The organism is Coleofasciculus sp. B1-GNL1-01, from assembly GCF_040220235.1.
Taxonomy (GTDB): Bacteria; Cyanobacteriota; Cyanobacteriia; order Cyanobacteriales; family Coleofasciculaceae; genus Coleofasciculus.
Genome location: NZ_JAVJTO010000050.1, coordinates 1 through 12,373, shown reverse-complemented (window position 1 = coordinate 12,373; position 12,373 = coordinate 1). Strand labels below are relative to the sequence as shown.

Genomic DNA, 12,373 nt, shown 5'->3' with positions numbered 1-12,373 from the left:
GTTTCAAAATATGGATTGGCTAACATCACTATATCCAGAAGTGCGTCAGGTGCTTGAAGATGGAATTCCGGATTGCTGGCCAGAGCTGAGGCCAATTTTTGATACAATCTTCGCTAAACCACCGCCACTGCTATCTGTAGCTATCTTACCGCTGGTTAGTTGTCATGCCGTTAATGGGACAGCGAGGGAAGCTGTACCTGTTTCCGCAGCACTTATTGCCACAGAAGTCAGTCTGCGAATATTTGATGACTTGGAAGATAAAGATCGTCCAGGACAGTTATGGGAACTGCTTGGAGAAGCTCGTGCCTGGAATTATGCCTCAGCTATTCATATTCTATCCTTTGAGATACTGAGTAAGGCCTCCTTTTCTCCCCAAATATTTCGGAAAGTTAATCAACTCTTTATAGATGCCTTTTTCTATATAACTGTAGGTCAAGAACGTGATTTGATCGGGTTGTCGAATAGTATTGAAGACTATTGGCGAACTATAGAATTGAAAACAGCTACAGCATACTCAGCCGCCTGTGCATCGGGAGCAATGCTTGGAACGGAAAACCAACAGCTGATTGAAGCTTGCCACGTTTTCGGTCATCATGTTGGATTGGCTATTCAAATCTTTAACGACATGGAATCAATATGGCAACCTGATGGAATTACAGACTTAAAGCAAGGAAAAATTACTCTTCCTTTACTGTATGGTTTGCAAGCCCAGCACCCAGAACGAGATGAGCTATTATCCCTAGTGACAGACAATGACATTGCTATTCATGCAGAAAGAATAAAAGAAATATTAGACCAAATTGACACGAAAAGCTTCTTGATATGGGCGGCTCTAAAAGAACGGGAACAAGCCTTAGAAGCTATAAAAGTTTGCCCCAATGCTGAGGGAAGAGAAGTGCTGGAATCCTATATAACCGGGATGTTTGGAGATATTGATTTATTACTGGAAAAACCAGAAGGTGACAAGACTTAACCTGAAGTTCCTCTCGTGATGTATTACACCCAGGCTAAAGCCTTACTCGGTAGTGCGATCGCCTTCCGTAACAAAGATATATTTTCAACCTCCGAAAATAGAGGAATACGGCGATAAGTAACCAAGGTTAGAAAAAATACTCCTCCTGGCACATAAGAACGACTATATTGTGACATAACATTATAGAATTAACGCCAAGTGCGATCGCAGGGTAAGAGCATCTCAATCAGGCTTGACACAAGGCATCAGAAGCCTCTAATGTATTGTTAGTAAAACAACAACTGAGAACTTGAATCATATAATCATTATCCATAGCTGCTCGTTTACTTTTTTGTCGAAGACTACGTTTATATGTATGTTCTCGGTTGAGGGCATTAAGAGCCATGCGCCGCAAGAGAGCAAAATTTCGAGGACTATGGAAAGAACGAATACGGGAAGCATCTTCAGCCAAAGTGACGTCAAGAGTCCAATGAACTTGGTTCTCAATCCCCCAATGTTTTCGGATAGCTCGACCGATAAGTTGAGCATTACTGTATAAAGAAGTCAAATAAAACTGAACTTCACGAGTCGTTTTATTCCAGAGATGACGCACTCGGATAACCATGACAAGGCTTTGGAGTCCTGCCCAGAGTCGAGGTTGATAAATATCACCAAGAGCAGAAACAGGTACAGACCAAACTTCGCGGATTTCCGTGCGATGATGTGCTTTTTCAATGCGTCTATCATAACTAACATCAATTCCTGCAAACTGCTGGGCTTGAGCTTGCTCAAACCAAGCTTTCACCTGACAGTAGAGAGTGGGATGATTCGCTTTAAGTGCCAGGACATAATCAGCTTTCTTGTGGATAATCTTTCGGGCAATATCGGTTTGGGTTCCTATCGCATCAATAGTCACAATGCATCCGGTTAAATCCAACAACTCTAATAGTGGGGGAATGGCAGTGATTTCATTAGATTTATCTTCAACTTTTAACTGTGCCAGCACCAAACGTTGTTCGCTTGCCCAAGCACTAATGACATGGAGTGCTGATTGGCCTTGATTTCGGTCGTAGGAACTTCTCAAAGTCTTACCATCTATGGGGACGATTTCTCCGTTCATCTGAGTCACCAGGGTTTCTACCCATCGCACAAAGCATCGATGCAATGCTTCTGGGTCAATGAACTCAAATACCCGTCGGAAGGTGTCATCTGAGGGAATGCCGTTAGGTAATGCCAAAAACTCCTCCAACCACTTTTGCTTACTAATGCCATAATTTTCGATATCTTCCCATCCTTTTGCTCCAGCGATTATTGCCAGAATTGCAATTACTAAGATGTCTGTGAGCTGATGTTTCTTCGTTCGCTCTACTCTCTTGTCTTTGATATCAGAGAAATTCTCAACTAAGTTCTGTTGAATAGCTTCAATTGATACGGCTTCTCTGGGCTTCGACTGATGACGAGTAGTTTTGTTGGCTTGATGCGATTGAGTTTCAAATCCTTCAGACATAAAGCTTCATTCCTGAAGTTGTTTTAAGGGTGAGTGCATTGCTGTCATCTCACTTCTTTGGCTCAAATGTCAAGTAGATTTTTTATCGGCTGGCTTATACAAGTCTTGTTGCCCCATGTCAGGGACACGATCGCTTTCCCTTTCTCTTGCTCCCAGATAATCGCCTGACAACGGTTTTGGCTCACCCCGTCAGGGGCGCGATCGCAAACCCTTCGTCTTCCTCCATAATGACCGACTGATCACAGTTGTGGCTCACCCCGCCAGGGACGCGATCGCAAACCCTTCGTCTTCCTCCATAATGAGTATTACTTTTGTCAAGTACAATTTATACCAAATTAGATGAGCTTACCCTGAGTGCGATCGCCTAATATTGCAGGGTGGGCAAATTATGTTAATTTAACGACTTCACTAGAAATTTTATCCATTTGCCCACCCGACTCGCTTCTAGTTGAAAGATTGACCATCTTCACCCTTTTACTTTAATATGTAAATATGAAGCGATTAATTTTTGAGTGGGATAACGAAAAGAATAGAATCAATCAAGAAAAGCATACCCAATCCATTTGCCCAAACATTAAAACAACAAGTAACTTTACCCTTAGGGATAGAAGTCATAGAATATTTTGAGGAAATGGCACAAGAAAAAGGAATGTTTTGGCAAGAATTAATTAATTTATACCTTGAAGATTGTGTTGCTAGTAAACGCGAACTATCTTTTGATATCTCGTAAGCTGTCATGCATTTAAATTGGGTATTAGTAGCGAGCAAGATGCTCGCACTACAAGGATTGCGTCATTATTGATATTAAGGTTTAAATGCCGAACAGCTTAGTGCGATCGCCCAATCTGGTAGGGTGGGCAAATTATGTTAATTGAATAATTTCACCAGACATTATATCCATTTGCCCACCCTACACCTTAACTCTTTACCAAAATCAACAAATCTTTGCCATCAGCAATCTGAAACCGGGTAACTCTGGATCACCACTAACCTGCTCTGGATTCTCCAAGACTTGAACCTCTTGATTCGGGCGATAGACATAGACAGTGCGATTTTTGCGGTCAATCAACCAGCCTAGAGATACACGATTCTCTATGTATTCCTGCATCTTCGCTTTCAAACCACTTAAAGTATCACTCGCCGAGCGTAACTCAATCACACGCATCAGGATAAATTGGGGCAAAGGATGCTTTTTCTTCTTCAGTTAGAGCATTCCACCGTTCTGTTTTAATCCAAGACGCATCAGGCGTTCGCGAAGCGTCTCCGTAGGAGAATCGCGTTGCACTATTAGGAAGCGTAAATCCTGCACTGGAGTCAAAACCCTTTCCCTGTACCATCAATTTCCGCCCAGATACCAAGCTGTACGGCTAGATTAAAATTGCGGTTTCCGGTATCTGAAAAAGCAGGTGGCATAATGACAACATCTCCAGCCGCAGTACGTTCGATACGCAAGTCTCGATTCGCTTGGCAAAAGGTATAGAACTCCTCGCGAGTCATTGGCGCGATCGCAGGTAGCGAAATCTTTAAGGGAGTGGTTTCAGTTTGAATAAGTAGAGTTGTGGTCATAGCAATATTCTCTCCGACCAAGACGCGCACCTTCCATAATGGGTCGAGATGTCCTGTATCAAAAGTCTGTCTTAGTCGGAATTTCCCAAGTGACCAAAGAGGGCTAGAGTCACAACATTATCGTTCAGCCGGGGAAGCGATCGCACTGATTTTCTCTTGATGATTGACTATAATTGTATAACTCCTCAGCATTATTGAAGCAATTGGCTTGGGATCAGTAAATCATTGGGTAACTGAAGCGGCATCATGGAGTATAAACCCGTACACAAGAAAAATTCATCCTGGACTCCCACCCCAGTACAGAAAAAGGGTAAGAGTCCAGGTAAAATGGGACATTCTTCGATTCAACCCAAGTCAAACCCGTCATCTGCCCCATCCCAGGAAATCGGGGAGTATTCCAGAGCATCAGCCGATAGACTCACCGCGAATGTGATGCGAGGAATCCAAGCCAAAAAACAGGAGGAAGCTGAAGAGTCAACGCTACAGCGTAAATCTGAATCACCATGGGCACCCACGTTTGAGCCACCCCCACCCTTACCACAAAGCCCAGCTTCCCAATTAAAAGGTGCTTTTGCCCCAGTATCACAGAACCCGATTCAACGCCAATGTGCTGATTGTGCCAAAGAAGAGCAGGAACAGGCGGGAGGAGCCGGGAAAGACTTAGAGGAAATTGGCATTCAAACCAAGTTGACGGTAGGAGCACCAGGAGATCCCTACGAGCAGGAAGCTGACCGAGTAGCATCTCAGGTAATGTCCATGTCAGCGCCTCCTGATAGTTCAGCATCCGTTCAGCGTCAGTTGGACACCAATCACCCCCATCACCCCCATCAGATATGGAAACGAGCGCAGTCAATTACACCTGTGGTGCACAGGCAAATTGATCCGCGTGTGCAGATGCGCCAGATGATACAACGGGCGCATCAAATAGATGGAAATCAAGCATCTGGGGATTTAGAGAATCGTTTGAATGCGTCTAAGGGTGGGGGTTCTCCATTATCGGAGAACGTGAGAGGGTTTATGGAACCGCGCTTTGGTGCTGATTTTAGTGGAGTGCGAGTGCATACGGGTGGTGAAGCGGTGCAGATGAATCAGGAGTTGGGCGCTCAGGCGTTTACTCATGGGAGTGATGTTTATTTTGGTCAAGGGAAGGAGCCGGGGAATAATGAGTTGACAGCGCATGAGTTGACTCATGTTGTGCAGCAGACAGGTGTTGTGCAGCGGCAGAATCAGAAACCTCAGAAACCGGCAATCAATTTAAAAGAAGTACCGATTCTGGAAGGGATAGCACCTAAGAGTGATGTATTGAGCCATCTGCAATCCTTGGGAGGAACTACTGGTCATGATTCCTCGGTTTACCGCAAGGAGATTCTTCAGTTTCAACGGGAAAATTCGGCTGATAAAATTGTAGCTTCTCAGCAACAGGTTTTAGAGGAACCAAAGGCTGTAGATATTCAGAAAAAAGATAACTCCCACACCCTGAGAAGGTGTATCTCTGGATGTACTCCCCAAACAACTTTTAAGAAGGGGGAAATACTGGGTGTCTCTTCTGGAAATACAGAGGGTTGGGTGGTTGGACTAATAGGAAATAATCAGCGGAGTTTTCCTGATGCATTGAAAGTTGAATATCAAGAACAAAAAGGGGAACGAGATTATTTTACTATTTTGGAAGGACCCTGGGAGGGAACAAAAGCAAGCCTGAAACCAGGATACCTTGGTTTGACAAATTGGGGAGGAGCCGTAGCGGTAACTTTTAATGAAAAAACTGGGATATTAGATTATGGTGGTGGCACTGCCAGAGCAACAATAGATACTAATCCCAACGATCCGAGTGCTCCTAAAATAGCCCTTGATAGAGAATATCCTCTTCGGCTTCCTGATCACCCTCATGCTGGGGGTGATAATTACGGAAATTATGCCAAAACGTGGTTTAGAATTGAAGGTGGACCCCAAGGAGATGAGTATTTACACCGTGGAGACGTTTCTTGGGGATGCGTAAGTGTTACAGATAACAGTTGGCCATCTATTTACAAACATCTAATTAACAAACGGAGTGGCACCCAACATATAGGAACAATTAAAAGAATCAACCACTAATAATGATGTTTTATATCAAAAAGTTTATGGTGAACCGAATCATTTTTTTGCTTTTATGCCAGGCTATTTTAGGTTTGCTATCTTGTAGCACTCAACGTCCGACAATCATATTGAGTACTTCTCCACAGGCAATGCAGGTATCAAACCATTCACAAATGCCAATCTCAGAGCCTTCCCAACTGTTTCCTATCAGTCAGAATGGTAAGTGGGGTTATATTAATTCTACGGGGCAAATTCTTATCAAGCCCAAATTTGATGAAACTGGTCAGTTCTCTGAAGAACTAGCAACCGTCAGAATAGGTGATAAGTGGAGTTATATCGATAAAACTGGACAAATTGTTATTGAATCTGATTTTGATTCTGCTTATAGCTTTTACGAAGGATTAGCTGCTGTAGATATTGATGGCAAGATGGGCTATATCAATAAGACGGGTAAATTAGTTATTCCTCCCCAGTTCGATTTAACATATAGGTTCTCTGAAGGGTTGGCTGCTGTAGATATTGATGGCAAAATGGGCTATATCAATAAGACGGGGCAAATAGTCATCAAGCCTCAGTTTAATGAGGCTAGGGAGTTTTCTAAAGGGCTAGCATTGGTGAGACTCGATAGGCGAGTAAGCTATATCAACAAAATTGGGCAGATAGTAATCAATCCATCTTCAAATTTGGTTAGGGAATTCTCTGAAGGATTAGCTGCTGTCAGAGTTGGAGACAAAGTAGGCTACATTGATACAACTGGTCGGATAGTTATTGAACCCCAATTTGATGAAGGTTATGACTTTTCTGAAGGACTTGCAGTCGTCGCAACTGGTATGATCTCTGCTGAGAGCAAACCACCAAACATGACTAATGTCAAATGGGGCTATATTGACAAAACTGGGAAAATGGTTATTGATCCACAGTTTAAGGAGCGACCTATTAATTTCTCTGAAGGGTTGGCAGCAGTAAAGATTGAGGATAAGTGGGGCTATATCAACAAAACTGGGCAGATAGTTATAGAACCCCAGTTTGATTGGGCTAGTATCTTCATCGAAGGGCTGGCATGGGTAAAGATTGGTGAAAAGCAAGGCTATATTGACAAAAAGGGAAAGTATGTCTGGAATCCCACAAACTGACGAATTATGCAATAGTTGAGGGCTCCATCACAGCCTCAATTGGTCGTAAATTTTGAGTAAATTGACATGAATTCTTTAAAATCATTATATCCAGAAATTAGAGAGGTTTTTCAAAACTCAATTCCCAATTTTTGGACAGAATTGAAGGTGGTACTAGCCAAATTGTTTGAAGAACCAATGATTCCAGAGGCGATATTACCATTAGCTTCCTGTCAAGCTGTTGATGGAGAAGCCAAAGAGGCTATTCATGTTTGTGCTGCACTTCTAGCTCTGGGTCTATGCCTACGCATTTTGGATGATTTGGAAGATCAAGATCGAGATGGACAGCTATGGAAGGAGGTCGGCGCCACTAGAGCTTGGAATTATGCTTCAGCTATTCATATTCTTTCCTTTGAAATCCTGAGCAAAGCATCTCTTGAACCCAAGATATTTCACAAAATTAATCAGTCCTATATTGATGCCTTTTTTCGTATATCAGTAGGTCAGGATAGAGAGCTAGTTGGAACTACTCGAACTGTTGAAGACTATTGGTTAACCGTAGAAATGAAAAGTGCTGGCTTTGTGGCTACAGCTTGTGCTACTGGTGCTATGGTGGGAACAGATAACCCTGAACTGATTCAATCTTGTGGTGCTTTTGGTCATCATCTGGGGCTTGCTCTACAAATTCTTAACGACATGGAATCCATTTGGCAACCTGATGGTATAACTGACTTAAAGCAGGGAAAAATTACTCTCCCTTTGCTCTATGGGTTGGAATCTCATCACTCAGAACGAGATGAGCTATTGTCCCTAGTGACAGACAATGAAATCGCTACTCATGCAGAACGAATCAAAGAAATATTAGACAAAATTGACACGAAAAGCTTCTTGATATGGGCAGCTTTAAAAGAACGGGAACAAGCCTTAGAAGCTATAAAAATTTGTCCCAATGCTGAAGGAAGAGAAGTTCTGGAATCCTATATAACTGGGATGTTTGGAGATATTGATTTATTACTGGAAAAACCAGAAGGTGACAAGACTTAACCCAAATCGCCAAATCTTTGCCATCAGCAACCTGAAACCGGATAACTCTGGATCACCACTAACCTGCTCTGGGTTTTCCAAGTGCGATCGCAGATGCCCTCAACCTCTTAATCAAACCCCTGCAACTCATGCCCTCCGTGGACACAAAAACCCGTGAACAGATTGTAAAGAGAGTGCTAACCGCCCGTAAAAATAGGGCTGAGTTTTTGCTCCAGATGAAAAAACTCCAGCAGCAAGGCTGGCAAGCAGCACGCCAAGCGGCTGCTACCCTGAAGGAGGAATTTGGCGCAAATCGCGTTGTTTTATTTGGTTCAATGCTTGATCACCAGCGCATGACCTGGCATTCTGATATCGACCTTGCCGTTTGGGGAATTGAAACAAACCATTACCTACGGGCTGGGGCAATTGCCGAAAGAGGACATCATTTCCCCATTGACCTGATAGATGCTGAATCATCACCCCCCCATATCCAAGCAGCCATTCAGCAAGGGATAGAACTGTGACGATGACTATGTTGGTTCAGCGCATTGAGCAGGAATTAGCACAAGGCGAAAGAAGCAGTCACTCAAACTCAACGACTGATCAACAAACTTCCCCAAACTCAAGATGATGATATGCAAAACGCACTCATCGCGGCTATTGCGCTGAATATGCAAAGCTATTATACGGGAGCAGAGCGTATCTTCTATGAAATTGCTAAAGAGATAGATGGAGACGTGCCAACAGGTGCAGATTGGCATCGGCAAGTATTGGAACAACTGTCTGTAGAGATCCCGACGGTTCGCCAAGCTGTACTTTCAGAGACAACATTAATTGACTTGGACGAATTCCGACGCTTTCGCCACGTTGTCAGAAGTAACTATGCTCATAATCTCAATCCTGATCTAGTCGTGCAATTATCAGAAAAATTAGCGATTTGTAGCCAGAAGTTGATGCAAGATATTCAGGTTTTTATGAGAGGTATGGGGCTAGGCTGAACTAGCTTGCGATCGCGTCTCTAGCACCAGCTTACCCTGATCACCTATCTCAGGAAATCAGCTACGATCAATAAAATAGTGTTTGTGCGATCGCACTATACCTCTTCCCCCTGTCTTGGGATGAATCCATACCTCGAAACACTCCAACCATTGTCAGAATAAAAGAGTCGGCTAATTATCGCTATCGCAAATACCCTCAATCTCCAAATCCTTCCAAAATATAGGGCTGCGGTTGAACGCCGCATCTATAAAATGAGCAATGGGTAAATTCATCTGAGTCGAAATTCCTCCAGTGACAAAAGAGGGCTAGAGTTACAACGTTATAGTTCACCAGGGGAAGCGATCGCGCTGATTTTCCCTTGATGATTGACTATAATTGTATAACTCCTCAACAGAGAAGGAACAGGCGGGAGAAGCCGGGAAAGACTTAGATGAAATTGGCATTCAAACGAAATTGACCCTTCGACTTCGCTCAGGGTCAACCATAGGAGCGCCAGGAGATACTTACGAGCAAGAAGCTGACCGAGTAGCGTCTCAGGTAATATCAATGTCAGCGCCTGCGGATAGTTCAGCATCCGTTCAGCGTCAGTTGGAAGCCAATAATCCCAAGCAGATATGGCAACGAGCGCAATCAATTACACCCGTGGTGCAAAAGCGAATTGATCCGCGTGTGCAAATGCGCCAGATGATACAACGGGCGCATCAAATAGATGGAAATCAAGCCTCTGGGGATTTAGAGAGTCGTTTGAATGCGTCTAAGGGTGGAGGTTCTCCATTATCAGAGGACGTGAGAGGATTTATGGAACCGCGCTTTGGGGCTGATTTTAGTGGGGTGCGGGTGCATACGGGTGGTGAAGCGGTGCAGATGAATCAGGAGTTGGGCGCTCAGGCGTTTACTCATGGGAGTGATGTTTATTTTGGGGCGGGGAAATCACCGGGGAATAATGAGTTGACGGCCCATGAGTTGACTCATGTGGTGCAGCAGGGAACCGCACCTGATATCAAACAACAACCTACGAATGAACGCAGCAATACAAATATTCAGAGCAAAAAAATACACACCAAGATGGCAGGTCAAGTAGTGCAATTTTATCCTGGTGATGGTATGGTGCCTCCAGGAGACTGTAGTTGGGCCCGATATACAGCCTTATTAGTAGCAGTAGAGTCAACTAAAAAAGTCACAGCTACACTTGGTAGATGTTATGATACCGACGACTGTGTAACCCTTGCGACCAAGATCGCCGCCGCTACTGCAGAAATCGCCGCACGGACTGCAATGGCTACTACGTGTTTTAAGGGTGGGGATAAAATACATCGTGATCACATAGAGCAAACGACGAACATGATGATGCGTTGCTATAGGTACTTCGATGATTCTAACTGTCCACAACAATTAGTACAAGTAATGGAGGAAGTAGTTGAACGCACTCAAAGGCTTGTCGAAGCAGGACTAACTATTGCTGCAATAGCTGCACTTATTGTCGCAATCATTGCACTTGGGAAAGCCATTCTTGCCGTAGGCGTGGCTGGCTCTATAGCAGCAGGGATTTTAGCGGTGATAGCGGCGCTCGAGTCAGCCCTAAAGCAAATTCAACAAGCACACTAAACAATCCGCGATGATATGCAAATACCTTCTAACAAAGACCTCAGAGCATATTTCTTTGATGCCTTTGCTTCACGCCCTCGGCCCCTAGATACTCAGATATTAGTATCGTTGCCTCGAGTGCAGTACGAGCATAGAAAACTGGGTCAATTTCTGGCTAGGATAACCCCCAGAGAACTCACTGCTGAGGAGATGCGCTATGAGATAGGAGGTGACCTTGTGATGCTAACTCCGGAGGCATTTCGGTATTTTCTACCTGCGTTTTTATCTGCTTCTGTAAACTCATACGAATCCGTCGATTTCTTTGTAGATGTGCTTATAGGCACGCTTACCAAACCATCTCGCCCGGATATTGTAGAAAGCTACGATTACCTGGCTCAACGTTCACCTGGTCTCCCAGATGATATGCTAGAGTTGCTCAGGGAGCAGCAACTAGAATACTTCGATTCTGGAGAGCAACTAGCCCAGTTTCACGAGCGCTTCGACAGCTTGACTGTCGAGGAAGGAAAAGCAGTTCTGGCTTTCTTAGTTGCTTTAAAGGAGTATTATGATAAGGACTTTCCTTTCGGAGAGTTGGATAAAGCTATCGACCGTTACTGGAGTCGCTATTTTGAAGACTGTGATATATAAATACTTAATCCTTTTATGTGAGTGCGATCGCCTGATCTTGTCGGGTGGGCAAATTACGTTAATTTAACGATTTCACCAGAAATTCTTCTATCCATTTGCCCACCCTACACCTTAACTCTTTACCTAAATCACCAAATCTTTGACATCAGTAATCTGAAACCGGATAACTCTGGATCACCACTAACCTGCTCTGGATTTTCCAAGATTTGAACCTCTTGATTCGGGCGATAGACATAAACAGTGCGATTTTTGCGGTCAATCAACCAGCCTAGAGATACACCATTCTCTATGTATTCCTGCATCTTCGTTTTCAAGCCACTTAACGTATCACTCGCCGAGCGTAACTCAATCACAAAATCCGGACAAATCGGCGCAAAGGATGCTTTTTCCTCCTCAGTCAGAGCATTCCACCGTTCTGTTTTAATCCAAGACGCATCAGGCGATCGCGTGGCACCATTAGGAAGCGTAAATCCTGCACTGGAGTCAAAACCCAAACCTGTACCATCAAGTTCCGCCCAGATACCAAGCTGTACAGCCAGATTAAACTGAAGTTCCCCTTTGACAAATCGCTACACTGTATGCGTATCTTGGCTTAGGGCGATTTCAGTTTCGGCTTCACTGGGTACATATCAGGCTGACGCCCAACAAATCTAAAGCCTTCCTTTGTACCGGAGTCGGTTCGGTTACTTTGTCAAAATCAAAATTTACACCTGGGATATTAGACTGAATTCGATTATTAACAATCGTGCCTAAATCAGCCAACAGGGTTTGAAAGCTATGCACGGGTAAGTTATCGGCTGTCCGCTTCTTTTTGGCTTTGTCAGAAGCTGAATTGCTCTTCGTTGAATGGTTCACAATTCCTTCGCGTAACTCAAGAGCATTTTCCCAATCATCTTCATCGAAAAG

At 43.8% G+C, this 12,373-nt stretch carries 11 protein-coding genes and 3 pseudogenes; 9 read left to right on the top strand and 5 right to left on the bottom strand.

Annotated features, from left to right (window positions below; all coding sequences use genetic code 11):
* Positions 1 to 10: 10 nt before the first annotated feature.
* Positions 11 to 973 carry a polyprenyl synthetase family protein gene (locus RID53_RS12025; RefSeq protein WP_446388329.1) on the top strand — a complete coding sequence of 321 codons (963 nt, stop codon included), beginning with the start codon at positions 11 to 13 and terminating at the stop codon, positions 971 to 973.
* A gap of 23 nt (positions 974 to 996) precedes the next feature.
* Here RID53_RS12025 and RID53_RS12020 read toward each other — a convergent pair whose 3' ends face one another.
* Both RID53_RS12020 and RID53_RS12015 read right to left on the bottom strand, forming a co-directional pair.
* Positions 997 to 1,149: a hypothetical protein gene (locus tag RID53_RS12020; protein WP_446388328.1), complete on the bottom strand. Its 153-nt coding sequence runs from the start codon at positions 1,147 to 1,149 to the stop codon at positions 997 to 999.
* A 50-nt stretch (positions 1,150 to 1,199) separates the two neighbouring features.
* On the bottom strand, positions 1,200 to 2,459 hold the full coding sequence (locus tag RID53_RS12015) for an ISAs1 family transposase (protein ID WP_446388327.1): 1,260 nt from the start codon (positions 2,457 to 2,459) through the stop codon (positions 1,200 to 1,202).
* 517 nt (positions 2,460 to 2,976) lie between these two features.
* Here RID53_RS12015 and RID53_RS12010 point away from each other — a divergent pair.
* Positions 2,977 to 3,189, top strand: a complete 213-nt coding sequence (locus tag RID53_RS12010; protein WP_446388364.1) for an antitoxin — start codon at positions 2,977 to 2,979, stop codon at positions 3,187 to 3,189.
* A 204-nt stretch (positions 3,190 to 3,393) separates the two neighbouring features.
* Here RID53_RS12010 and RID53_RS12005 read toward each other — a convergent pair.
* Positions 3,394 to 4,025, bottom strand: a pseudogene (locus RID53_RS12005) (Uma2 family endonuclease).
* Positions 4,026 to 4,271: 246 nt separating this feature from the next.
* On the opposite strand from RID53_RS12005, the gene RID53_RS12000 reads away from it, so the two are divergent.
* From RID53_RS12000 to RID53_RS11970, 7 genes are all read left to right on the top strand, one after another.
* Positions 4,272 to 6,119: an eCIS core domain-containing protein gene (locus RID53_RS12000; RefSeq protein ID WP_446388326.1), complete on the top strand. Its 1,848-nt coding sequence runs from the start codon at positions 4,272 to 4,274 to the stop codon at positions 6,117 to 6,119.
* Between the two features lie 155 nt (positions 6,120 to 6,274).
* Entirely contained in the window at positions 6,275 to 7,234 is a 960-nt protein-coding gene (locus RID53_RS11995; RefSeq protein ID WP_446388325.1) for a WG repeat-containing protein, read from the top strand.
* Between the two features lie 66 nt (positions 7,235 to 7,300).
* Positions 7,301 to 8,257 (top strand): polyprenyl synthetase family protein, encoded by a 957-nt coding sequence (locus RID53_RS11990; protein WP_446388324.1) that lies wholly within the window; start codon positions 7,301 to 7,303, stop codon positions 8,255 to 8,257.
* 128 nt (positions 8,258 to 8,385) lie between these two features.
* Complete coding sequence (locus RID53_RS11985) at positions 8,386 to 8,760, top strand: nucleotidyltransferase family protein (RefSeq protein WP_446388323.1); 375 nt, start codon at positions 8,386 to 8,388, stop codon at positions 8,758 to 8,760.
* A 111-nt stretch (positions 8,761 to 8,871) separates the two neighbouring features.
* The gene (locus RID53_RS11980) at positions 8,872 to 9,234 is read left to right on the top strand and encodes a ribonuclease toxin HepT-like protein (protein ID WP_446388322.1); all 363 of its coding nucleotides are present in this window, start codon (positions 8,872 to 8,874) and stop codon (positions 9,232 to 9,234) included.
* Positions 9,235 to 9,610: 376 nt separating this feature from the next.
* Positions 9,611 to 10,840: an eCIS core domain-containing protein gene (locus tag RID53_RS11975; RefSeq protein ID WP_446388321.1), complete on the top strand. Its 1,230-nt coding sequence runs from the start codon at positions 9,611 to 9,613 to the stop codon at positions 10,838 to 10,840.
* A gap of 216 nt (positions 10,841 to 11,056) precedes the next feature.
* The gene (locus RID53_RS11970) at positions 11,057 to 11,467 is read left to right on the top strand and encodes a hypothetical protein (protein ID WP_446388320.1); all 411 of its coding nucleotides are present in this window, start codon (positions 11,057 to 11,059) and stop codon (positions 11,465 to 11,467) included.
* Positions 11,468 to 11,595: 128 nt separating this feature from the next.
* Here the strand turns inward: RID53_RS11970 and RID53_RS11965 are convergent.
* Positions 11,596 to 12,024: pseudogene (locus RID53_RS11965) on the bottom strand (Uma2 family endonuclease); the annotation flags it as partial.
* Positions 12,025 to 12,082: 58 nt separating this feature from the next.
* Positions 12,083 to 12,373, bottom strand: a pseudogene (locus tag RID53_RS11960) (IS1634 family transposase); the annotation flags it as partial.

Bases quoted from the DNA above. Each gene is read 5' to 3' on its own strand.
- RID53_RS12025 (WP_446388329.1), top strand. From the start codon at position 11: ATGGATTGGCTAACATCACTATATCCAGAAGTGCGTCAGGTGCTTGAA.
- RID53_RS12020 (WP_446388328.1), bottom strand. From the start codon at position 1,149: ATGTCACAATATAGTCGTTCTTATGTGCCAGGAGGAGTATTTTTTCTA.
- RID53_RS12015 (WP_446388327.1), bottom strand. From the start codon at position 2,459: ATGTCTGAAGGATTTGAAACTCAATCGCATCAAGCCAACAAAACTACT.
- RID53_RS12000 (WP_446388326.1), top strand. From the start codon at position 4,272: ATGGAGTATAAACCCGTACACAAGAAAAATTCATCCTGGACTCCCACC.
- RID53_RS11995 (WP_446388325.1), top strand. From the start codon at position 6,275: ATGCCAATCTCAGAGCCTTCCCAACTGTTTCCTATCAGTCAGAATGGT.
- RID53_RS11990 (WP_446388324.1), top strand. From the start codon at position 7,301: ATGAATTCTTTAAAATCATTATATCCAGAAATTAGAGAGGTTTTTCAA.
- RID53_RS11985 (WP_446388323.1), top strand. From the start codon at position 8,386: ATGCCCTCCGTGGACACAAAAACCCGTGAACAGATTGTAAAGAGAGTG.
- RID53_RS11980 (WP_446388322.1), top strand. From the start codon at position 8,872: ATGCAAAACGCACTCATCGCGGCTATTGCGCTGAATATGCAAAGCTAT.